The organism is Bordetella ansorpii (assembly GCF_900078315.1).
GTDB classification, from domain to species: Bacteria; Pseudomonadota; Gammaproteobacteria; order Burkholderiales; family Burkholderiaceae_B; genus Bordetella; species Bordetella ansorpii.
In genome coordinates, this window is sequence record NZ_FKBS01000007.1 from 135,199 (window position 1) to 156,987 (window position 21,789).

The window sequence follows — 21,789 nt, forward strand, 5'->3', positions numbered from 1 at the left end:
AGGTCAGCACAATAGTGCCTTAAAGCAGCGACGCAGATCGTCGTAGCACGTAGCAGTGCAATTAGGATGAGAAGTAGCGAGCCATCTTGACCCGCGCCTCGTCCGGAACAGATGTGGCATTCGAGAGCTTGGTCAAAAGAGGCTGCGACCTTGTGGTGGCGGCTCGCCTGAGCCAATTCGGCGCAACCCTCTGCCTATACACGAATGAAGGAGCCCAGGAATGACGATGATGACCACGCAAGACGGAACCCGCATCTTCTACAAGGATTGGGGGCCGAAGGAAGCGCGCCCCATCATGTTCCATCACGGCTGGCCATTGAGCGCAGACGATTGGGACAACCAGATGCTGTTTTTCCTCAGCAAGGGCTATCGAGTCGTTGCCCATGACCGACGTGGTCACGGACGCTCCGACCAGACCGACACCGGCAACGAGATGGATACTTACGCCGCCGACGTCGCGGAGTTGGTGCGAGCACTCGATCTGAACGACGCCGTCCATATCGGACACTCGACCGGTGGCGGCGAAGTCATCCGCTATGTTGCGCATAGCGAGCCCGGGCGCGCGTCCAAGGCTGTGCTCATCGGCGCAGTGCCGCCGATCATGCTGAAGACACCCGAGTATCCCGGTGGCCTGCCGATGGCGGTGTTCGACGGATTTCGCGAGGCGCTCTTCCGCAACCGCGCACAGTTCTTTCTCGATGTCCCGACCGGTCCCTTCTACGGCTTCAACCGCGAGGGTGCCGAGGTGAGTGACGGGCTGATCCGCAATTGGTGGCGGCAGGGCATGATGGGCGGCGCCAAGGCCCATTACGACTGCATTGTCGCCTTCTCGGAAACTGACTTCACTGAGGATCTGCGGGCCGTCTCCTTGCCGGTGTTGCTGATGCATGGCGAGGACGACCAAGTTGTGCCGATCGACGCCTCGGCGCGCACGGCGATCAAGTTGCTGTCGAACGGTACGCTGAAGACCTATCCGGGTCTGTCGCACGGCTTGTTCGCCACGCATCCCGACCTCATCAATGCCGATCTGCTGGCATTCATCGAGGAGCGGGCAGGCGCATGAGCACGATGCGCAATCCGGGAGAGTCCTGATCGGGAGGCTAGTTCGGTCGCAGGGGGAGGCAAGGAGCGGGGAGAATCGTTGGTATACCCGGTACGGTCTATTACATGACGAAAGCGGCGCTTCAGGCATTCAACCGCGGCCCCGCGCGTGAACTGGGACCCCGGGACATCACGGTAGATCTCGTTCAACCGGGATCGACCAACACCGACTCGAATCCCGAAACGGGCGAATCTGCGGATTACCAGCGTAGGCTGATCCCCCTCGCCCGCTTCAACCAACCAGAGGACGTCGCGGCCGCGGTCGCCTTCCTCGCAACGCTTGCCGCCCGGCAGATCACCGGGACGATCCTCACTGTGGACGGTGGCGCGCTTTCATGGATGGAAGCACGGTGCTCTGGATGGTCATTCGACGAAACCGATCCGGATTCATTGATGAGGTAGAGGAACAATCATGAAAGCAGCGGTTTACGACGCGCAAGGCGCACCCAGCGTCTTGAGGTATGTCGATATCCCCAGTCCAACCGTAGAGCCAGACGACGTCCTGATTTCTGTCGAGGCGATCTCGATCGAAGGGGGCGATCTGATCAACCGTCGCTCGACACCGCCGCCTCGTCCTTCCTGGGTGGTCGGCTACGCTGCCTCGGGCACGGTGATCGCGGTCGGATCGAACGTCAGAAGCCGCACGATCGGAGATCGGGTCGCGGCTTTTGACATGCAGGGATCGCATGCGGAACTCTGGGCCGTGGCGGCGGGGCGAACATGGCTCATTCCAGATGGGGTGGCTGCGGCAGATGCGGCGGTGTTGCCGATCTCTTTTGGAACCGCGCATCACTGCCTTTTCACGCGAGGCGCGCTCCGGCGTGGAGAAACCGTTCTTGTCCAAGCAGCTGCTGGTGGCGTGGGTCTCTCCGCCGTTCAGCTTGCCGCACAGGCTGGCGCGACGGTTATCGCTGTGGCAAGCGGAACGCGGCGAAGCAGCCGGTTGATTGAACTCGGTGCCGACCTCGTCGTGGATCGCACGACGAGTGACGTCGCGGACACCGTCCGACAGATCACCCACGGCGCCGGCGCTAACCTCGTCATCGACCCGGTGGGGGCGACCTTGCCAGCTTCTCTTTCCGCCCTTGCTCCGGAGGGACGTCTCGTCTTCGTTGGCAATGCGGGCGGTGGCAGCCTGGCCGTCGACCTGTGGCCGCCCATGCAATCTAACCAGACGCTTCTGGGGGTGTTCATGGGACCTCTTTTCGAAAGGCCCACTGTTCGGTCAAGTGTGGACGACCTGTTGCAAGCCGTTGCCACCGGGCGCATCCGGGCCGTCATCGACCGAACGTTCCCCTTGGCCGAAGCTGCGGCAGCCCACGAATTCGCGGAGACGGCGAAGCCGCTTGGCCGCATCGTCATGAAGCCGTGAAGCGCGTCCGGCCAGTGTAAGTAGTTCGGCCAAACTGCGAGCTGGCCAATTCAGACGCCCATATCCCACTCAAGCTGCATTGAGCAGAGCTGGCGATCCTGCATAGTTTAGCGCGGGACTCACGACAGACCGCACGTCCAGAGACCCAGGCCGCGCTCGATCCAACGGGATCGTTGCGGGCCTCGTGCGACCGGAACTCCTGATGACATAACTATTCCCGCCACCGCCGCCAGCACGGAGTGTCGTAGCGTCGGGGGCATAAATGTCCAAGTTTCTTCTTGAGGCCCATGTTGATGTTCCTGTTTCTGCGACACAGCTCGCCGGGCAACGGCACTATCGAATCGAGCATGCGAAAAGCACAATGTTGATTCAGGGAATAAACGTTGCAAGCGCTTGTTTTTCTGAAGCCCCATCCTTCTTCCAAACGGCAACAAAGGAAATGCGCATGACTTTTCGAAATGGCCTCGACTCACTTCTTCGTCCCGAAGACTCAGTGCTCGTTCTGATCGATCACCAACCCTACCAGCTCGCCAACCTAAATAGTCATGATCCGCAAGCCGTGGTCAACCTTACAACCGCGCTGGCCAAGCTGGCCAAGGCGTTCGAAGTCCCGACCATTCTCACCAGCGTGATCGCGGCGCGCGGTGGGCTTCTCTTCAAGCAGATCACCGACGTATTCCCGGACCAGGAAGTCATCGATCGCACCTGGGTGAACACCTGGCAGGACAAAAGCGTGGTCGACGCGGTCAAGGCGACTGGCCGCAAGCAGTTGATCATCGCCGGCCTCTGGACCGAGGTCTGCGTCGCAATGCCTGTCATCCAGGCCGCTGGCGAAGGCTGGGACGTGACCGTGATCACCGACGCGTCGGGCGGGATTTCGAAGGAGTCTCACGAAGTTGCCATCCAGCGAATGATCGCGGCCGGCGCGAACGTGATGACCGTGATGGCGCTTGCTGGCGAATGGCAACGCGATTGGGCGCGCACCGAGCATGTCGAGGCGCTGACCGAAATTCTCATCGAGCACTTCAGCGGCAGCGGCATCGCGTACCTGTGGGAGCAGCAACTGCTCAACACCCCCGTCGAGAACAAGGCGAGCTGACCCCGATGGATGGCGAGGATCGACCTGGCATGGCGATGCCCGCCATCCCTTCTGATCGGGTCGGGAGCGTGTCGAGCCATCTACCGTGCCGCGATGGCAATCGACACACAACCACTCGGCCGGCGAATGCCATATGGTGGCGAATGTTCATTGCTGCGGCCACGCCGTTCGCGGCGAACGCGCAGGTATCGACCAACCTAGAGCGCGCCCCGACACTGACGATCGAGCGCTATTCTGAAGATTGGTCCGCGCTCGCCGATCCCGCAAACCGCAAGGGGCGTTGGACAGAGCCATTCAAATACATTCCCCTCAGCGTCGACGGCACGACCTACCTCACGACCGGTGTCGAGGCGCGATCACGCTACGAAGGCTATGAGAATGTGAGCTGGGGATCATCACCGGACGACAGCTACGTCTGGAATCGTCTGATGCCCTACGCTGATCTCCACATTGGTAACGTCCGGATGTTTGCGCAGCCGATCCTGTCGACGATATCAGGGACAGATCGTATGAAAGGGCCAGCAGACACGACTGGCGTCGACATGCTCCAGGCGTTTGTCGATGCCGGGGTTGCGGTACCGGGTAACGCCTTGCTCCAATTGTCGGCAGGACGAAAGCTGGTTTCGTTTGGATCGGGACGCTTCATCGACAGGCGGTATGGCACCGGTGTTCCGCTGCCCTTTGACGGCGTTGAAGCGACTCTCACCGGCGAGGTACATCAGTTGACCGGCTTCTACCTCCAGCCGGTCGACACGAAGATCGGCGGGTTCAACGACCGACGTTCGCGCAATAAAGCAGTCTGGGGGCTTTACACCACGCAATGGTTCGATGCGAAGCATCTGAGCGGCTTCGATGTGTACTACATCGGCCTGCGAGATCGAAATGCTGTCTTCGACCAGGGCGCTGGCAAGCAGTTGGCGCACACTGTTGGTTCCAGAGTCTTCGGATATGACGGCGCCTGGCACTGGAACGTCGAGGCGGCGTTCCAGCTTGGCACATTTGCAGGTCATCGCTCGCAGGCGTGGGGCGCAGGAGCCGAGACGGGGTATCGCTTCCGGAGTACGCCGCTGCAACCAGAAATTGCGCTCACCGCCGATATCGTCTCAGGCGACAGCGATCCAGACGATCCGAAGTTGGGAACGCTGAACCCGCTTTTTCCGAACGGGAAGTATTTTGGAGCACTGTCGCCAATCGGCCCGCGGAACCTCATTCACGTGCGCCCCTCGATCTCGGTGCATCCGCACGAGGATGTCGCAGTATCGCTGACCGCGGTGGCCTACTGGCGTCAGAGCACTGCTGACGGAATCTACGGCATTTCAGGGTTGCTCGTACGCAGCGGTCGGCGAAGCGACGCGCGCTTTATTGGCAAACAGATCGAACTAGCCACAAGCTGGCAGATGACACCAGAGCTGAACTTGACCGCGTCGCTCAGTGCTTTTGATCCCGGGCCATTCATTCGTGACACCGGGCCCGCGCGCACTATCAAGATGGTCGGTTTCCAGACGACGTACAGGTTCTAACCTCAAGGAGGCAACCATGGCCGACTTCGTTTCGCCGACACACAACCGTCTTTCACCCTTCGCCGATATGCGCGGCCATCACGTCGCGGTCCGCACCCGTGACATTGAGGCGTTCAAGCGCTGGTATGTGGAGAAGCTGGATTTCCGCATGGTCGCTGAATGGGACTACGCCCACGCGAAGCTCGCCTTCATCGCTCCGCCGACCGACGATCTTTTCTACATCGAGATACTCGGCGGGGATGAGCCCGTCCCGCAGGACGTGCGGCCCTATACCGACCTCGGCGGCAGCCTTGCCTACGCTGGCTATCACCACTTCTGCCTCACCGTGGCCAATGTCGATGCAACTGTCGAGGAGCTCCGGGCGCGCGGAGTGAATATCGTCGCCGAGCCGTTCGTGGTCGAGGCGATCAGTCGCCGGCTCGCGTTCTTCGCCGATCCCTTCGGAAACCTAGTCGAGCTAGCAGAGCTCCTCGCCTAGCCGGCACAGCCGAGCACCTTTAGGCATGAATCGAATAGGAGCACCAACAATGATGCAGATCGGCATCGACAGCTTTGCAGCGATACTGCCCGATCCCACGACCGGCGCGCTGCCGTCGGCGGCCGACCGCATGGCCAACCTGCTCGCCGAGGTCGAAATCGCCGACCGGGTCGGGCTCGACGTGTTCGGGATCGGCGAACATCACCGTGCAGAATTCCTCGATTCCGCGCCGTCGATCATCCTCGCGGCGGCGGCGGCCCGCACCACTCAGATCCGGCTGACCAGCGCGGTGACGGTGCTGAGCGCGGTGGACCCCGTGCGTCTTTTCCAGGAGTTTGCGACGATCGACCTGATCTCCAGAGGGCGTGCCGAACTCGTCGTCGGACGCGGGTCGTTCGGCGAGGCTTTCCCGTTGTTTGGCCTCGATACGCGTGCCTACGACGACCTGTTTGCGGAGAACCTCGAACTCTTCTTGAAGCTCGTCGAGACGACCCACCCCACTTGGCAGGGGCGGTTTCGGCCAGCGCTGACCGGCCAGGGCGTCTTCCCGCGACCGCACCAACAGCGCCTGCCCGTCTGGCTCGGCGTCGGCGGCACGCCGCAGTCGTTCGCGCGTGCTGGCACGCTCGGCCTTCCGTTAATGGTGGCCATCATTGGTGGCTCGTTCGAACGCTTCCGACCGGCGGTTGATCTCTACCGTGAGGCCGGCCTTCGAGCCGGCCACGACCCGGCCACCTTGAAGGTCGGTATCCACGCGATGGGCTTCGTCGGCGAGACCGACGTTGCGGCGGGTGACGCCTTCTTCCCCGGTTGGTCCCAGCTTACCGCCAAGGTCGGAAGCGAACGCGGCTGGTCGCCTCCGACGCGCGCGCAGTTCGACGATATGGCGAGCCCCAAGGGCGCGTTTCTGGTCGGCAGTCCGGACACGGTTGCGGCGAAGATGCTGCGCGCCAGCGAGGTGCTTGGCGGCGTCTCGCGCATCACCTTCCAGATGAGTACCGCCTCTCTGGAAACAGCGGCGATGACGCGTTCGATCGAACTTCTGGGCTCCGAGGTCGCGCCGATCGTCCGCGTGGCCACCACGCCGGAGACGCACCATGATTGAAATGATCATCGAGCAGCGGCGTCGCAACCTCGGCGGCGGCTTCGACGTAGGCCGCGTGCTGCCGTTCGCAAAGCGGCGCATGGTGGGGCCCTTCATCTTCTTCGACCACATGGGGCCGCTCGACCTCGCGCCGGGACTCGATAGGAGCATGGACATCCGCCCCCATCCGCACATCGGTCTTGCCACGGTGACCTACCTGTTCGCCGGCGAGGTGATGCATCGCGACAGCCTCGGCTATGAACAAGCAATCCGGCCACAGGAGGTGAACTGGATGACCGCGGGGCGCGGCATCACGCACAGCGAGCGCTTCGAGCGCGCTCGTGTGCAGGGCGATCACCTGCACGGCATCCAGGCTTGGGTCGCACTGCCGACCGAACTGGAGGAGATCGCCCCGTCCTTCTCCCATCACCCTGAAAGCGAATTGCCGAAATGGAGCGACGCCGGCGTGAATGGGCAGCTCATCGCCGGCAGCGCCTACGGTTTGACCGCTGGCGCCAAGACGCATTCGCCGCTGTTCTACGCCCATCTCGACATGGCGCCTGGTGCGACCGCCGAGATTCCGGGCGGACACAAGGAACGCGCGCTTTACATCGCGACCGGTGCGGTGGAATTGGACGGTGTGCGCTACGAGGACGGAAGGATGCTCGTGCTCGGCCCAACCGCTTCGCACGTGCGGGCCTTGGCGCGCTCTACGGTCATGGTTTTGGGCGGCGAGCCCCTGGGAGAGCGGTTCCTTTACTGGAACTTCGTGTCCTCCTCGAAGGACCGGCTTGCGCAGGCGGCTTCCGATTGGAAGGCCGGAAGGATGAAACTGCCGGATGCGGACGACGCAGAGTTCATCCCACTGCCGGAGGAGCCGAAGCCGCCCTCGTCAGCTACGTAATGAGCCAGGACATCCATCCGACCTGGTGCATGGCAAGAAAACCAATCGTCCCTGCGCAGTCTTGCGGCGTTGGGTGCAGTACCAGCATCGACTTTGGCAAATCACGGCCACCAATCCCGGTGGGACGTTGGATGCATGCCTTGGAGAAATACAATGGAAAAGCCAGAATTTTTCGTCGTCCCCGGGTCTGGCGCTATGTTCCGGGAAAACCTGCACTTCTCGTCCGCCGTCAGGGTTGGAGACCGGGTGGAGACCTCCGGCCAGGGCGGCTGGAACGACGATCTCGTAATGCCCGAGGCGATCGAGGAAGAAATCACCGCCGCATTTCGGAATATCGAACGGGTTCTGGCGCAAGCCGGTGCAGGCTGGAGCCACGTCATTCACGTCAATACATACCATGTGGGTGGCTTCCCTCCGATCGTCAATGAAACGATCGTCAGGCTGTACCGTCAGTACATGCCGAACCATGCGCCGATCTGGACGCAGCTGGGTGTCGAAGCACTGGGGCTTCCGACGATGCGCTTCGAGATTCGCGTCACCGCGATCATTCATTGAACGCTTCGGGAAGACCGCCATGACGCGGAATTCCGTTTTCCCTGACTGTCGTCATGCGCTTATCCCGGCGCACGACAAGCGGCATGAGCCCCCGGGCATCAACCCGTCATCCAAAGAACCAATAACAGACAAAGATCGAAGCCAGCACCCCCGCCAGATCCGCGATCAACGCGCACCCGACCGCATGCCGCGTGCGGACGATGCCGACTGCCCCGAAGTACACAGCCAGCACGTAGAACGTCGTTTCGGTGCTGCCCTGCATCACCGCGGCCAGCAGCGCCGGGAAACTGTCCACGCCGAAGTGCGTCATCGTCTCGAGCATCATGGCGCGCGCCGCGCTGCCCGAGAACGGCTTGACCAGCGCGGTCGGCAAGGCATCGACGAAACGCGTGTCCCAGCCCACCGCATGCGCCAGCCAGCGGATGCCTTCCAGCGCGAAATCCAGCGCGCCCGAGGCGCGCAGCACGCCCACCGCGCACAGCATCGCCACCAGATAGGGCAGCAGGCTGCGCGCCACGTCGAAACCTTCCTTCGCGCCCTCGATGAATGTCTCGTAGACGGGGATTTTCTTCCACGCGCCGATCAGCAGGAACGACAGCAGGATGCCGAACAGCGCCAGGTTGCCCAGCAGCGACGACAGCGCGGCGATGGCGCTGGCCGTCATGGTGGACAAGAGCGCCATGAAACCGCCCAGCAGCAGGGCGCCGCCGCCCAGCCAGGCCAGCGCGATGGGGTCGTGCAGCTTCAGGCGCTGGCAGGCGGCCACGGCCAGCAGGCCCACCAGCGAGCCGATGCTGGTGGCCAGCAGGATGGGCAGGAACACCAGCGTGGGATCGGGCGCACCCTGTTGCGCGCGGAACATGAACAGCGTGACCGGCAGCAGCGTCAGCGACGACGCATTCATCACCAGGAACAGGATCTGCGCGTTGGTGGCGGTCTCGGGCGTGGGGTTCAGCGTCTGCAGCTCGCGCATCGCGCGCAGCCCGATGGGGGTGGCGGCGTTGTCCAGGCCCAGGCCGTTGGCCGCGAAGTTCAGCGTGATCAGGCCGATGGCGGGGTGGCCGCGCGGCACCTCGGGCATCAGGCGCGCGAACAGCGGGCCCAGCAGCCTGGCAAGTTTCTCGACCAAGCCAGCCGCCTCGGCGATGCGCAGGAAGCCCAGCCACAAGGTCAGCGTGCCGAACAGCAGCACCATGACCTCGACCGACACGCGCGCCATGTCGAACAGGGCGGCCACGATGTGGCGGAACACGTCGGCGTCGCCCCAGCCGATCCACCGCACCAGGCCGGCGGCGGCCGCCGCGATGAAAAAAGCCAACCAGAGTTTGTTCAGCATCGACGAGGACGTAGGGCAGGGCTGCAAGAAACGGCCATTGTCGCAGAGTGACCCGCGGGCGAGGCGTGTGGCCCCGACGGGCTAGTGACTTGAATGTGACGGAATCGGCCCCGTTTTGTAGCAATCGACATGTCAGGAAAACATTGAGAACACGCTTGTAACCAGTCCACAGAAAACGGGTCCGTATAATCCCGATCCTCAGTATTTACCCTAGGTCTCGTCGATGCCCCGCAGTGGTGACGCCCGGATCATGCAACGCGATCCGCTGGTTTCCTGTACGACCTGACGCCGCCCGTGCGGTCGTCCTGCTGATCTCTCTTCAATATCTCCAAGCGACTGGTTCTTACCGGCCGCAGGGACTTTCTTTGCCTTTTACTTTAGAACGAGGAGCTCTCATGATCGTCAAGAATGCGATCCGGTCGCTGGCCGTGGCAGCCTGCGTGTTGGCGTTGTCCGCTTGCGGCGAAGACAAGCCCAAGCAGCCCGATGCGCCGAAGGTGTCGGCCGATCAGGCCGAAATCCAGAAGTACAACGCCTATGTGGGCGTGGCGAACTCGGTGACCGATTCGTACGGTGGCGCGCTCGAGAAGTACCAGAAGTACGTGCAGCCGGTGATCGAAGGGAAGGAGAAGAAGGACGTCCAGTACTACGCCTCGTTCTATATGGACCGCACCAGGGAGCAGTTGGACAAGGCCGTGGCCATGAAGCCCGAGATGGCTGAGCTGGACGGCCCCGCGCGCAAATACATCGAGGCGCTGACCAAGGCCGCGCCGCTGTACAACGACATGACGCAATACATCAGCGCCAAGACCTACACCAGCGACAACGGCGCGCATGGCCGTGAGATCCAGCCCGCGTTCATCGAGAGCATGACCGCGCTGGCCACCGCCCAGGAAGGCTTCTTCGAAGGCATCGAGGCCAAGGACCGCGCCCGCACCAAGGCCGAGTTCGAGAGCGCCAAGAAGGATACCGTGGCCTACTTCCGCGCCGGCATGGTCTATTACAGCAAGGACGCCATGGACCAGGCCGAAGGCGTATTCGATGGCACGGGCCTGGGCGACAAGAAGGACGCCTTCAAGCAGTCCGTGGACCAATTCAACACCATGGCCACCCGTTTCGACGCCAAGATGCGCGAGTCCAACCAGAAGGGTTGCTCGTCGTTCATGATGGACGCCAACGCCTTCACGGCCATCGGCCGCTCCATCGTCCAGCGCACCGAGGACGGCACCTACGTGAAGGAAGCCAAGGACCGCAAGCCGTACATGCCGCAGACCCAGGCCGTGCGGGACGCCTACGACCTGCGCCAGAAGTTCAATAACGTGGTCAGCGCGATGAACACCAACCGCTGCTAAGCACCGCGGCTTTCCCGAAAGGGAAAGCACCTCGGGCCCGTATCGCCATCGCCGGCGGTACGGGCCCGAGTCATTCAGGGCGTGGAATCCGCGCCTGTTGCGAGTATCTGCCACGCGCGTATCGGGCGCGCGTCTTCAATCGTCCTGGTTGGGATCCATGCCCGGAAACAGGATCTCGGTGAAGCCGAACTTCGAGAAATCCTGGATGCGGGAGGGATACAGCCGGCCGATCAGGTGATCGCATTCGTGCTGCACCACGCGGGCGTGGAAGCCTTCGGCCTCGCGGTCGATGACGTTGCCCTGCGGATCGCGGCCGGTGTAGCGGATGTGGTGGTGGCGCGGCACCACGCCGCGCAGGCCGGGCACCGACAGGCAGCCTTCCCAGCCGTCTTCCATCTGGTCCGACAGCGGGGTGATGACCGGATTGCACAGCACCGTCAGCGGCACCGAGGGGGCGTCGGGATAGCGTTCGTTGTGCTCGAAGCCGAAGATCACCAGTTGCAGGTCGACGCCGATCTGCGGCGCGGCCAGGCCCACGCCGTGCGCGGCGACCATGGTCTCGAACATGTCGCGGATCAGTTCGTCCAGCGCGGCGCTGCCGAACTCGGTGACCGGCGCGGCGACGCGCAGCAGCCGCGGGTCGCCCATCTTCAGAATGGGATGGATCATGGCGAGGTCAGTCGGCGCGGCCGCTGCGCTGGATGAACTCGATCTTGTAGCCATCCGGATCCTCGACGAAGGCGATCACGGTGCTGCCGTGCTTCATCGGGCCGGCCTCGCGCGTGACCTTGCCGCCCTTGTCCTTGACCTTCGCACAGGCCTCGTAGGCGTCCTCGACTTCCAGGGCGATGTGGCCATAGCCGTTGCCCAGGTCGTATTTGTCGGTGTCCCAGTTGTGGGTGAGTTCGATGACGGCGCCTTCGTCCTCGTCCTGGTAGCCCACGAAGGCCAGCGTGAACTTGCCGTCCGGATAGTCCTTGCGGCGCAGCACGCGCATGCCCAGGACGTTGGTGTAGAAATCGATGGACTGGTCCAGGTTGCCGACGCGCAGCATGGTGTGCAACATACGCATGATGGGGTTCCTCGGTACGGAGAGACGACGAAAGCCGTCATCGTAACAAGAAACCCCTGGGGGAAACCCGAAGGCGCGCGGGCCCTCGAGGTGTTGCGGCGGGGCGATTCCGCTCAGGACTCTCAGTCCGAGACTTTCAGTCGGAGACTTTCAGTCCGAGACTTTCAGTCCGATCCCAATTGCAGTTTGTTGGGTTGGCGTTTCTCTATCGCGAACTTCAACAGTGCGGCGCTGCGGAAGATGCCGTGCGCGAACTTGCCGTAGGGCAGGGTCAGGAACAGCGCCATCACCACGCCCAGGTGCAGCGCCAGCATCAGGCCCATGACGCGGGTATCGCGCAGCGCCAGCAGCAGCAGCCCCGTCAGGCTGATCAGGAACAGCAGCACGATGAAGCCGCGGTCCATCGGCCGTTGCGCGGCGTCGCCCTGCATGGGATGGCGCTTGAGGTTCAGCCACAGCAGGCCGGCCGGGCCGATCAGCAGGCCGATGCCGCCCGCCGTGCCCAGCAGCACCGGCGCACTGAAGAACGGATAGGGCGCGTGCCAGTCCAGCAGGTAGTGATACAGCGTGGCGACACAGGTGGCCGCGAAACACAGCATGAAGCCGTAGAACGTGAAGTGGTGGAAACGCCGCCGCGCCAGCGAGAAGGCATCGTCCTCGTTGTTGCAGCCCTTGCCGTGCCCGCCGCCCAGGTAGCGCAGCCGCAGGGCATCGTGCGTCGCCTCGGCAATGGCGGGGCCACTGGCCGAGCCCGGACTGACGTCGCGCCAGAAGCGCGTCACGCCGATGCCCAGGGCCAGCATCGAGAACAGGAACACCGCGCCGAACATCAGGGCCAGCGTGTTGTGCGGAAAGACGGCGTAGAAGTTGCCCGCCAGCGGCTCGTGCAGCAGGCCGCCGGCCAGGTGCGCGGCCAGCGCCAGGAACAGCACCAGCGCGGCCGAGGCGATCAGCGACACCGCCAGGCCGTTGCGCTTGTACAGGCCGCCCAGCGCGGCGGGCCAGGCATAGTCGCCGTAGGTTTGTACGCGGACCTTGGCCATGGCCTGGGGCACGTTCACCATGAACTCGTGCGGCGGCGCGTATTGGCAGGCATGCAGGCAGCCGCCGCAGTTGTGGCACAGGTTGGCCAGGTAGTTGACGTCGCCCTTGCCGAATTCCAGCCGCCGCGTCATGGCCGGAAACACGGCGCAGAAGCCTTCGCAGTAGCGACAGGCGTTGCAGATCTGCATGACGCGCGCCACTTCGGCTTCGTCGGCGGTCAGGTCGGCGCTTTGGACCTTGCGGCGGTGGATATGCACGGGCTGTTCGGTGGCGGTCTGACCATCCGTGGCCCGGCCATTCGTGGCCCGGCCCCCAGGGGCCGCGCCGAAGTCCTGTGCGCCGCGGGTCAGTTCTTCAAGCTGCTGCACGCTGTGCCTCCGGGTTCTGGATCGATCGCGCCGCCGCCGCGGCCTGCGTGCCGGCGATGCGGCCGAAGGCCGTGCCGATGGACATGCCCACGCCCGCCGTATAGCCCTTGCCCAGCACGTTGCCGGCCATCATCTCGCCCGCCACGAACAGGTTCTGGCTGGGCCGGTCGCCGAAGCGCACGGCGGCGGTCTCGTCGACCTTCAGGCCCAGGTAGGTGAAGGTGATGCCCGGACGCACGGCATAGCCGAAATAGGGCGGCGTATCCAGGGGGCGCGCCCAGTGCGTCTTGGCGGGCTGCACGCCTTCGGTATGGCAGTCGTCCAGCTTGGTGTGGTCGAAGGTACCTACGCGACAGGCGGCGTTATAGGACTCGATGGTTCGCATGAACGTCGTCTCGTCCAGTTCGAGCTTGCGCGCCAGCTCGGGCAGGCTGTCGGCGCGCACGCCGGGAAACACCGGCGGCATGAAGCGGCCGATGGCCTTGGCGTCGATGATGGAATAGGCGATCTGGCCGGGCTGCATGGCCGTCAGGCGGCCCCAGATGGCATAGCGCTTGGGCCAGAAGTCTTCGCCTTCGTCGTAGAAGCGCTCGGCGTCGCGGTTGACCACGATGCCCAGCGACACGCAGTCGATGCGCGTGCAGATGCCGCCGTCGTACAGCGGCGCGCGCGCGTCGATGGCCACACAGTGCGACTGCGAGGGATCGCCGATGATGTCCGCGCCCGCGTCGATCATGAATTTCAGCAGCACGCCCATGTTGAAGCGCGTGCCGCGTATCAGGAAGTTGTCGGCCGGCCATTCGCCGCGTTCGTTCCGGCCCCAGGCCTCGCGCAGCCATTCGCGGTTGGATTCGAAGCCGCCGGCCGCCAGCACACAGGCGCGCGCCTCGATGCGCTCATCGCCGATGCGCGCGGCCACGAAGCGGCCATCGTCCAGTTCGAGCGCGTCCACCGGCGCGTCGTAGCGGACTTGCACGCCCAGTTGCTCGGCGCTGCGGTAGTAGGCGTTGACCAGCGCCTTGCCCCCGCCCATGAAAAAGGCGTTGGTGCGCGCCACGTGCAGCGCGCCGGACAGGGGCGGCTGGAAGTTCACGCCATGCTTGCGCATCCAGTCCCTACAGCTCGACGACGCGCGGATCACCAGCCGGGCCAGGTGCTCGTTGGTCTGGCCGCCGGTCACTTTCAGCAGGTCCTGCCAGAACTCTTCTTCGGGATAGGCTTCCACCAGCACGTCCTGCGGCGCGTCGTGCATGCAGCGCAGGTTGCGGGTGTGCTGGGAATTGCCGCCTCGCCATTCGCGCGGCGCGGCTTCCAGCAGCAGCACGCTGGCGCCGGCCTCGCGGGCCATCAGCGCGGCGCACAGCGCCGCATTGCCGCCGCCGATAACCAGTACGTCGATCATGTCTCTTGTCCGGGTGGTTGAGCGGCGACTATAGAAACGCCGCGCCAGACCGGCAAGAAGGTGCCCGACAAGGGCTGTTCACGAATCGTGAAGGCCCGTCCTCAGGCGCCGTGCAGCTTCGCGCCCGGCCATGCGCCTTGCCGGACCAGGCCGGCGGCCGTCTGCGCCAGCAGCACGCGCACCGCCAGCGCGGCGGGCGACAGTTCGTCGTCCGACAGGCTGGCCAGCAGGTTGGTGCGCGCCAGTGCACGTTCGCGCACCAGCCGCAGGCCCAGCGACTCGCCGCGCCGCACGGCTGCCGCACCGGGCTGCAGTGTGGCGCCATGGCCGGCGCGCACCAGTTCCATCAATACTTCCAGCCCGTCGATCTCGGCGCTGAGGGTGGGTTCGATGCGCAGCCGCGTGAACGTGTGGTTCAGCAAGGCGCGCAGGCCGTGGCTGGCGCCGGGCAGCAGCAGGGGCAGGTGCATCACGTCGCGCAGCCGCACCGGACCGGGCGGCGGCATGCCGGGCAGGTCTTCCCGCGCGATCAGGAACAGCCGTTCGTCGATCAACGGCTGGATGCTCCAGCGGCGCGCGGTCTCGGTCTGGAACACGATGGCCAGGTCGAGCTGGCGCGCGTTCAGCATGGTGGTCAGGAAGCCCGAGAGGCTTTCCACCAACCGCACCCGTACGTCGGGATAGCGTTCGCGCATGGCCTGCATGAAGGGCACCGCCAGCACCGAGGCCGTGGTGGGCGCCATGCCTACGCTGACATGGCCGTTCAGGCGCGACGATTTGGCGGCCTCGATGGCATTGTCGGCATGGCGCAGCGACAACTGCGCCTGCCGCAGAAAGGCCAGGCCCGCGTCGGTCAGCGACACGCCGGTCGAGGTGCGGATCATCAGCCGGGTGGACAGTTCGCCTTCCAGGCGGCTGATCTGCTGGCTGAGCGCGGAGGTGACCATGCCCAGCTCGGTGGCGGCGCGGCCCATGCTGCCGCATTCGGCGACCTTGGCGAAATAGCGTAGCTGGCGGAGTTCCATGTCGGGTTTTCGTTGTTGGCGTGGGGCCGTTTATTGACCGGATGGCCCGCAAGGCAGGCGGCAGGCCCGAGGTCCGAGGAGAGACTTCATGGCAAAGCGGTTTCCTGGCGCCAGGCCGAAGCGCCGCCCGTGTCGTTCGGCCGGTTATGCCGACGCGGCCATCATAGCGCCGCGGCGCGGGTCTTCCACAGGCCGCGGACGTTCGTCACGCTCAGGAACAGCTGCAGCGCCACGACGGCATAGGCGGCGGCATGCAGCCCCCACGCGATCCACAGCACGTTGCTGACCACGAATGTCCAGAAACCGGCGTGACGCCGGCGCTTGCCTTTCGAGGCCACCAGATAGGAGGCGGCGACGGTCACCGCCATCGCCGGCCATTGCATTGCATCCAGAATGTCTTCCATCGTCAGTCAAAGGCAAGAGGTTGCGGCGGATGCCCAGCCGCCAGCAGGATCGGGGCATGGCCGCATCCTGCTGGCGGCTGGGCGGTGCCGTTGCCTAGCAAGCGCAGTGCCCGGGGGGATGGTCAAGAGATAGGGGAGAATCGCTATTGCATACAATTAATCCCAGGTATACAACTTATCCGGTCAAATAACGCGGAATGTTTTGATAGTTGTATGCAAAGTTCCGAAATCTCGACGCGCCTGGATAACAAGGATCATGTCTACCTGACCATCAAGGAAGCCATCCGCGATGGCCGTTATCCGGCTGGCGAGTCGCTGCGCGAGCAGCAGGTGGCCGAAAGCCTGGGCGTCAGCCGCACGCCGGTGCGCGAGGCGTTCCGGCGGCTGGGCGCCGAGGGCTGGCTCGAGGTGCGCCCCAACTACGGCGTGCGCGTGAAGGTGTGGTCTGCCCAGGACGTGCGCGAGATCTTCGAGGCGCGCGTATTGATCGAACCCTATCTGGCGGGCCGGGCCGCCACGCGGCTGCCGTCCGAGCGCATCGATGAACTGATGCGCCTGGCCGAGTCCATGAAAGAGATCGCGCGCGACACGCCCACGGCCGACACCGTGCAGGCCTGGTACCTGGCCAACGGCGCCTTCCACGACATCCTGATGCAGGGTGGCGAAAACGTCCGCCTGGCGCAGGCCCTGCGCACCATGAAGGAAGTGCCGCTGATCAAGTGGACCTTCCGCAATTTCGATCCCGAGGACCGGCAACGCGCGGTTCGCCAGCACATCGAGATCGCGCATGCCGTCGCGCAGCGCGACGCGGCATTGACCGAATCCATCATGCGCAGCCACATGCTGGGCGCGCAGGCCTCGGTGTTACGGCACCTTGCCACGGAGGCCGGCGCCATAGCCGATCTGTCCCGGCAGACCTGAATCCATACCGACGTTCACGCCGGGAACCCAGCCCCGTCCGACGGCGGCGGATGGAACCGGCGGTATCCGCCGCGCTGAGCCGCCTGCATGGGGCTGCCGCCCGGCTCTTCACGATGAGAGGAGACCCATGAGATCGACCACCGAAAAACGGCGGCTGTTGCGCGACAAACTGCATTCCGGCGAGTTCCTGTCCGCGCCGGGCATCTACGACATGATCTCGGCGCGCATGGCCGACAGCATGGGCTTCGAGGCCCTGTACATGACGGGCTTCGGCACCGTGGCCTCGTACCTGGGCGAGCCCGACGCGGGCCTGGCCAGCTACAGCGACATGGTCAACCGCGTGGGCGCCTTCTGCCGCGCCACGCAGGCGCCGGTGATCTGCGATGGCGACACGGGGTATGGCGGGTTGCTGAACGTGGCGCACACCGTGCGCGGCTACGAGGCCGCGGGCGCCGCGGCCATCCAGCTGGAAGACCAGGAGTTTCCCAAGAAGTGCGGCCACACGCCCGGGCGGCGGGTGATCCCGGCGGCCGAGATGGTGCGCAAGCTTGCGGTGGCGGTCGAGGCGCGCGGCGACAGCGGCATGCTGATCGTGGCGCGCACCGATGCCTTGTCCGGCCTGGGCGTGGACGAGGCCATCGAGCGCGGCCACCGCTATGCCGAGGCGGGCGCCGACGTGCTGTTCATCGAATCGCCCGAGAACGTCGAGCAGTTGCAGCGTATCGGCGCGAGCTTCGACAAGCCCCTGCTGGTCAACGTGGTCGAGGGCGGCCGCACGCCGCAGCTCAGCGCGCAGCAGTACCGCGAACTGGGCTTCGCCTTGGCGATCTACCCGGCGGCGGGCTTCCTGGCGGCGGCGCAGGCCTTGCGGCAGGCCTATGCGGGCGTGGCGCAAGGGCGCGGCACGCTGGACATGCAGGACGCGCTGTATCCGTTTTCGGAGATGTGCGAACTGATGGGATTTCCCGCCGTGTGGGAATTCGATCGGCGGCATGCGGACTGAGGCCGGCAACACCGCGTCTGCCTGAAAACGGGGGCGCCTGCGCGGTCCGCGCGATGCGCCGCGCGCCAGCGCGATCCCCCTTCTTCGAAAGGAGTTTCTCTTGACCCGCAATCAACGCTTCCGGTCCCTGTTCCGCCCGGGATCCCCCTTCGTCTGCATGGGCGCCTTCGACGCCATCAGCGCCAGGCTGGCCGAAGCCGCCGGCGCGCAGGCGCTGTTCGTCAGCGGCTTCGTGGCCTGCGGCATCGAGGCCGGCGAGCCCGACATGGGCGCGCTCTCGCAACGCGACATGTTCGAGCACATCCGCCGCGTGTGCCGCGCCACCACGCTGCCCGTGTTCGCCGATGCCGACACCGGCTACGGCGGCATGCTGGACGTGCAGCGCACCATCCGGCTGTGGGAAGAGGCCGGGGCCTCGTGCCTGCACCTGGAAGACCAGGCCCTGCCCAAGAAATGCGGCCACTTCGCCGGCAAGCAACTGGTCAGCCGGCAGGACATGGTGCAGAAACTGCGCGCCATGGCCGATGCGCGTCAGGACCCGGACTTCTTCATCGTGGGCCGCACCGACGCCATCGCCGTGAACGGCCTGGACGATGCGATCACGCGGCTGATCGACTATGCCGAGGCGGGCGCCGATGGCCTGTATGCCGATGCGGTCGAAAGCGTGGACCAGATGCGCGAACTGAGCCGCCGCCTGAAGCCGCTGGGCAAGCCCCTGCTGTTCAACATGGTCACGTCGGGCAAGAGCCCCGCGCTGTCGCTCAAGGAGGTCGGCGAACTGGGCTTCGATTTCACGCTGTGCCCGGTCGAGCCGCTGCTGGCCATGCACAAGGCCGTGAAGGACATGATGGAGACGTTCTACCGCGAAGGCGCCGACACGCGCGCCATCGCGCATCTGTTGACGCCGTTCGAGGACTACAACCGCTTCGTCGGATTGGACGAGGCCGTGGCCCGCGAGCGGCGCTATACCCAGGCCTGAACACAGGCCGGTCCGGCGGGCCCGGCTACGGGGCCGCCTACAACGACAAACCCTCGCAACGACGAGACCACGGTAGGAGACAAGCATGAACAGACGACTGACCGGCCTGTGCTGCGCCGCCTTGCTGGCGCTGGCGGGCAACGCCGCGACCGCGCAGGACAAATGGCCCGATCGCGCGATCCGCGTGATCATTCCTTCCACGCCCGGTGGCGGCACCGATTTCATCGGCCGCACGCTCAGCCAGAAGATCGGCGAGGCCACGCAATGGAACCTGGTCCCCGAGAACCGGCCCGGCGCTTCGGGCACGCTGGGCCTGGCCGAAACCAGCCATGCGCGGCCCGACGGCTATGACATCGTCATCGGCCAGACCGCGAACGTGTCGCTGGCGCCGTGGATGATGAAGCTGAGCTTCGATCCCGCCCGCGACCTGAAGCCGATCGCCTGGGCGGTGGACGCGCCGACCGTGCTGCTGGTCAATGCGAGCTCGCCGTACAAGACCTGGCAGGATCTGGTGAAGGACGCGGCGAAGAAGCCGGGGCAGGGCATGACCTACGGCACCTCGGGCACCGGCAGCGTGGCGCAGGTGGCGGGCGAATTGTTGCAGGAGGCCAGCGGCTTCAAGCTGCTGCACGTGCCGTACAAGGGCTCGGCGCCGGCCATCGCCGACCTGATGGGCGGGCACCTGGACATGGCGGGAACCTCGGTCACTTCGGCGCTGTCGCTGGTGCAGAGCGGCAAGGTGCGGGCGCTGGCGGTCACGTCCCTGAAGCGCAGCACCGCGCTGCCGGACGTGCCGACGCTGGACGAGCTGGGCTACAAGGGCTTCAACATCGTCGAGTGGTATGGCGTGTTCGGGCCGGCCAAGCTGCCGGAAGCGGTGGCCGACCGCATCAATGCCGAGGTGAACAAGGCGCTGAAGCGTGACGACGTCCGGAAAGCCATCATCACGCAAGGCCAGGAGCCGCGCGCGGAAAGCCGCGCGGCGTTCGCCAGCATGGTGGATGCCGACATCAAGCGCTCGAAAGAGGTGATCGCCAAGAGCGGCATCAAGGCGCAGTGAACCGGCGGTGCCGTCAGAACTGCGGCAGCGATGCCGGATCGTGTCGGCGCAACTGCTTCTTGGCATCCTCGAAGCCCGGCAGGATGTTGCCGACCTCGGCCCAGAAATCGTTGCTGTGGTTCATCTCGCGCAGGTGCGCCAGCTCGTGCGCGATGACGTAGTCGATGATGGCGGGCGCGAAGTGGATCAGGCGCCAGTTCAGCATGATCTTGCCGTCGCTGGTGCACGAGCCCCAGCGCGTGGCCGCGGACGACAGGCGCCAGCGGCTGATGGTCAGGCCGGTGGCCTGCAGGAAATGGCCCAGCCGCGCGCCGAACCAGTCGCTGGCGCGCTGCTGCAGCCAGGCCTGGGCGGCGTCGCGCACGCGGGTCTGGTCGGCGTCGGGCGGCAACGGCAGCCACAGCACGGCGCCGTCCTGCGGAGCCGCGGCGTCGCCTTCCAGGCCGGCCTGGCGCCGGTCGGCGCCCAGGCGCAGCATGATGCGGCGGCCCAGGTAGGGCAGTTCGCCGCCCTCCTGCCAGCGCGTGTGGGACATGGCCAGCTGCTGCTTGCGGGCATGCCAGTCGCGCAGCTTGGACAGGATCCAACGCGCCTTCTCGCGCACCGCGTCGTCCACTTGCAGCAACGTCACCCAGTTGGGCGCCGTGACGCGCAGGCCATCCTCGGCGATCACGAAGCCGATGGTGCGGCGGCGCGAGCGCAGCAGCACGAAACCGATGGGCTGCTGGGGCGTGACGACCTCGCGCCAGCGCGCGCCGTCAGGCAGCGGATCGGGGCGCGGCGTGGGAACCAGCGTGGTGGTGACGGGGGGAGGAGAAGGCGGGGGCACCAGGCCCGGCGCATGCCGTTGGGCAGGCGTCGGGGGAAACGTGACGGACAGCGAGACCGGCGGCGTTCCGTCGTCGGCTCGAGGCTCGCTGGGCGGCCCGAAGTCGAACGACAGTTCGAGCTGATCAATCTTTGCCATATCTCTCGGGGTTCAGGACTCGCATCTCCGCGTCGATCCAGGCTTGCACCCTGGTATTGAGGGCTTCGGCGGAGAGGCCCTTCGATTCTATCGCGGGTCCGATGGAAACCGTGATCAGGCCCGGCCGCTTGACGAACGCATTGCGGCGCCAGCATTCGCCGGCATTGAGCGCGATGGGAATGACAGGCGCGCCGGTGACGGTGGCCAGCCGCGCGCCGCCCGTCTTGAAGCGGGCCGTCTGCCCAGGCGGCACGCGCGTGCCCTCGGGAAACAGCAGCGGCCAACGGCCTTCGTCCAGGCGCACCTGGCCCAGGCGGGCCACTTCGTCGAAGGCGTCGCGGCCGCGCGAGCGGTCGATGGGGATCATGCGCAGCAGCGCCAGGCCCCAGCCGAAGAACGGCACGCGGTGCAGTTCCTTCTTGTAGACGAAGCAGACCTGGCGCGGCATGTGCGCGGGAAAGAACAGCGTTTCCCAGGCCGACTGGTGCTTGGACAGCAGGATGGCCGGGCCGTCGGGCAGGTTGTGCGCGCCCTTGACCTGCCAGCGCAGGCCGCAGATGACGCGCGCCCCCCAGATGGCCAGGCGCGGCCAGCCGACGGTGAGCCTGTAGCGCAGGTGCAGCGGCAGCGGCGCCCACAGGATGCAGGCGAACGCGTAGGGGATCACCGTGACCGACAGGAACAGGGCGTAGAGAAAGGAACGAAGCCAGGCCATGTCTTCAGGCGGTGATGAGTGAGGGGGG

General features: G+C 65.1%; 23 protein-coding genes. 14 read left to right on the forward strand and 9 right to left on the reverse strand.

Translation table 11 applies throughout. The features are described from left to right. Nucleotides 1-220 precede the first annotated feature (220 nt). The 9 genes from A7W11_RS03030 to A7W11_RS03070 all read left to right on the forward strand — a co-directional run bounded on the left by A7W11_RS03030 (nucleotide 221) and on the right by A7W11_RS03070 (nucleotide 8,113). On the forward strand, nucleotides 221-1,063 hold the full coding sequence (locus A7W11_RS03030) for an alpha/beta fold hydrolase (RefSeq protein WP_066407744.1): 843 nt from the start codon (nucleotides 221-223) through the stop codon (nucleotides 1,061-1,063). A gap of 74 nt (nucleotides 1,064-1,137) precedes the next feature. Next, nucleotides 1,138-1,503 carry an SDR family oxidoreductase gene (locus A7W11_RS03035; protein WP_268874725.1) on the forward strand — a complete coding sequence of 122 codons (366 nt, stop codon included), beginning with the start codon at nucleotides 1,138-1,140 and terminating at the stop codon, nucleotides 1,501-1,503. 10 nt (nucleotides 1,504-1,513) lie between these two features. Continuing rightward, a complete protein-coding gene (locus A7W11_RS03040) occupies nucleotides 1,514-2,473 on the forward strand; it encodes a quinone oxidoreductase family protein (RefSeq protein WP_066407748.1) in 960 nt (319 codons plus the stop codon). A 262-nt stretch (nucleotides 2,474-2,735) separates the two neighbouring features. Further along, nucleotides 2,736-3,572 carry a hydrolase gene (locus A7W11_RS03045; protein ID WP_235816788.1) on the forward strand — a complete coding sequence of 279 codons (837 nt, stop codon included), beginning with the start codon at nucleotides 2,736-2,738 and terminating at the stop codon, nucleotides 3,570-3,572. A gap of 143 nt (nucleotides 3,573-3,715) precedes the next feature. Next, nucleotides 3,716-5,092, forward strand: a complete 1,377-nt coding sequence (locus tag A7W11_RS03050) for an alginate export family protein (RefSeq protein ID WP_066407767.1) — start codon at nucleotides 3,716-3,718, stop codon at nucleotides 5,090-5,092. Between the two features lie 16 nt (nucleotides 5,093-5,108). Further along, on the forward strand, nucleotides 5,109-5,570 hold the full coding sequence (locus A7W11_RS03055) for a VOC family protein (RefSeq protein WP_066407776.1): 462 nt from the start codon (nucleotides 5,109-5,111) through the stop codon (nucleotides 5,568-5,570). A 49-nt stretch (nucleotides 5,571-5,619) separates the two neighbouring features. Then, entirely contained in the window at nucleotides 5,620-6,675 is a 1,056-nt protein-coding gene (locus tag A7W11_RS03060; protein ID WP_218188568.1) for an LLM class flavin-dependent oxidoreductase, read from the forward strand. Then, nucleotides 6,668-7,558, forward strand: coding sequence for a pirin family protein (locus A7W11_RS03065; RefSeq protein ID WP_066407789.1), 891 nt, complete (start codon nucleotides 6,668-6,670; stop codon nucleotides 7,556-7,558). The genes A7W11_RS03060 and A7W11_RS03065 overlap by 8 nt, the downstream gene beginning before the upstream one ends. Before the next feature lie 153 nt (nucleotides 7,559-7,711). After that, nucleotides 7,712-8,113, forward strand: a complete 402-nt coding sequence (locus tag A7W11_RS03070) for a RidA family protein (protein ID WP_066407799.1) — start codon at nucleotides 7,712-7,714, stop codon at nucleotides 8,111-8,113. 106 nt (nucleotides 8,114-8,219) lie between these two features. Here the strand turns inward: A7W11_RS03070 and A7W11_RS03075 are convergent, their stop codons facing one another. Further along, nucleotides 8,220-9,449 (reverse strand): nucleoside recognition domain-containing protein, encoded by a 1,230-nt coding sequence (locus tag A7W11_RS03075; RefSeq protein ID WP_066407810.1) that lies wholly within the window; start codon nucleotides 9,447-9,449, stop codon nucleotides 8,220-8,222. Nucleotides 9,450-9,844: 395 nt separating this feature from the next. On the opposite strand from A7W11_RS03075, the gene A7W11_RS03080 reads away from it, so the two are divergent. Beyond that, a complete protein-coding gene (locus tag A7W11_RS03080) occupies nucleotides 9,845-10,801 on the forward strand; it encodes a YiiG family protein (protein WP_066407817.1) in 957 nt (318 codons plus the stop codon). Between the two features lie 135 nt (nucleotides 10,802-10,936). Here the strand turns inward: A7W11_RS03080 and def are convergent, their stop codons facing one another. From def to A7W11_RS03110, 6 genes are all read right to left on the reverse strand, one after another. Beyond that, nucleotides 10,937-11,470 (reverse strand): peptide deformylase, encoded by a 534-nt coding sequence (gene def, locus A7W11_RS03085; protein WP_066407823.1) that lies wholly within the window; start codon nucleotides 11,468-11,470, stop codon nucleotides 10,937-10,939. Nucleotides 11,471-11,477: 7 nt separating this feature from the next. Further along, nucleotides 11,478-11,873, reverse strand: coding sequence for a lactoylglutathione lyase (gloA, locus tag A7W11_RS03090; protein WP_066407826.1), 396 nt, complete (start codon nucleotides 11,871-11,873; stop codon nucleotides 11,478-11,480). Nucleotides 11,874-12,037: 164 nt separating this feature from the next. After that, a complete protein-coding gene (gene tcuB, locus A7W11_RS03095; RefSeq protein WP_082887054.1) occupies nucleotides 12,038-13,285 on the reverse strand; it encodes a tricarballylate utilization 4Fe-4S protein TcuB in 1,248 nt (415 codons plus the stop codon). Further along, complete coding sequence (gene tcuA, locus A7W11_RS03100) at nucleotides 13,272-14,687, reverse strand: FAD-dependent tricarballylate dehydrogenase TcuA (protein ID WP_066407829.1); 1,416 nt, start codon at nucleotides 14,685-14,687, stop codon at nucleotides 13,272-13,274. The genes tcuB and tcuA overlap by 14 nt, the downstream gene beginning before the upstream one ends. Nucleotides 14,688-14,788: 101 nt before the next feature. After that, nucleotides 14,789-15,712, reverse strand: coding sequence for a LysR family transcriptional regulator (locus A7W11_RS03105; protein ID WP_066407830.1), 924 nt, complete (start codon nucleotides 15,710-15,712; stop codon nucleotides 14,789-14,791). Nucleotides 15,713-15,873: 161 nt separating this feature from the next. Continuing rightward, on the reverse strand, nucleotides 15,874-16,116 hold the full coding sequence (locus A7W11_RS03110) for a hypothetical protein (RefSeq protein ID WP_066407833.1): 243 nt from the start codon (nucleotides 16,114-16,116) through the stop codon (nucleotides 15,874-15,876). A gap of 213 nt (nucleotides 16,117-16,329) precedes the next feature. Here A7W11_RS03110 and A7W11_RS03115 point away from each other — a divergent pair, with 213 nt between their 5' ends. The 4 genes from A7W11_RS03115 (at nucleotide 16,330) to A7W11_RS03130 (ending at nucleotide 20,079) form a co-directional block, all read left to right on the forward strand. After that, entirely contained in the window at nucleotides 16,330-17,037 is a 708-nt protein-coding gene (locus A7W11_RS03115; RefSeq protein ID WP_066407844.1) for a GntR family transcriptional regulator, read from the forward strand. Between the two features lie 127 nt (nucleotides 17,038-17,164). Next, the gene (locus A7W11_RS03120) at nucleotides 17,165-18,040 is read left to right on the forward strand and encodes an isocitrate lyase/PEP mutase family protein (protein ID WP_066407848.1); all 876 of its coding nucleotides are present in this window, start codon (nucleotides 17,165-17,167) and stop codon (nucleotides 18,038-18,040) included. Nucleotides 18,041-18,140: 100 nt separating this feature from the next. After that, complete coding sequence (locus A7W11_RS03125) at nucleotides 18,141-19,019, forward strand: isocitrate lyase/PEP mutase family protein (RefSeq protein ID WP_066407856.1); 879 nt, start codon at nucleotides 18,141-18,143, stop codon at nucleotides 19,017-19,019. Between the two features lie 85 nt (nucleotides 19,020-19,104). Then, on the forward strand, nucleotides 19,105-20,079 hold the full coding sequence (locus A7W11_RS03130) for a Bug family tripartite tricarboxylate transporter substrate binding protein (RefSeq protein WP_066407858.1): 975 nt from the start codon (nucleotides 19,105-19,107) through the stop codon (nucleotides 20,077-20,079). Between the two features lie 13 nt (nucleotides 20,080-20,092). On the opposite strand, the gene A7W11_RS03135 is transcribed toward A7W11_RS03130, so the two are convergent. Together A7W11_RS03135 and A7W11_RS03140 are read right to left on the reverse strand one after the other, a co-directional pair. Continuing rightward, nucleotides 20,093-21,046, reverse strand: a complete 954-nt coding sequence (locus A7W11_RS03135) for a M48 family metallopeptidase (RefSeq protein WP_082887055.1) — start codon at nucleotides 21,044-21,046, stop codon at nucleotides 20,093-20,095. After that, entirely contained in the window at nucleotides 21,033-21,761 is a 729-nt protein-coding gene (locus A7W11_RS03140) for a lysophospholipid acyltransferase family protein (protein ID WP_066407859.1), read from the reverse strand. The genes A7W11_RS03135 and A7W11_RS03140 overlap by 14 nt, the downstream gene beginning before the upstream one ends. Nucleotides 21,762-21,789 lie beyond the last annotated feature (28 nt).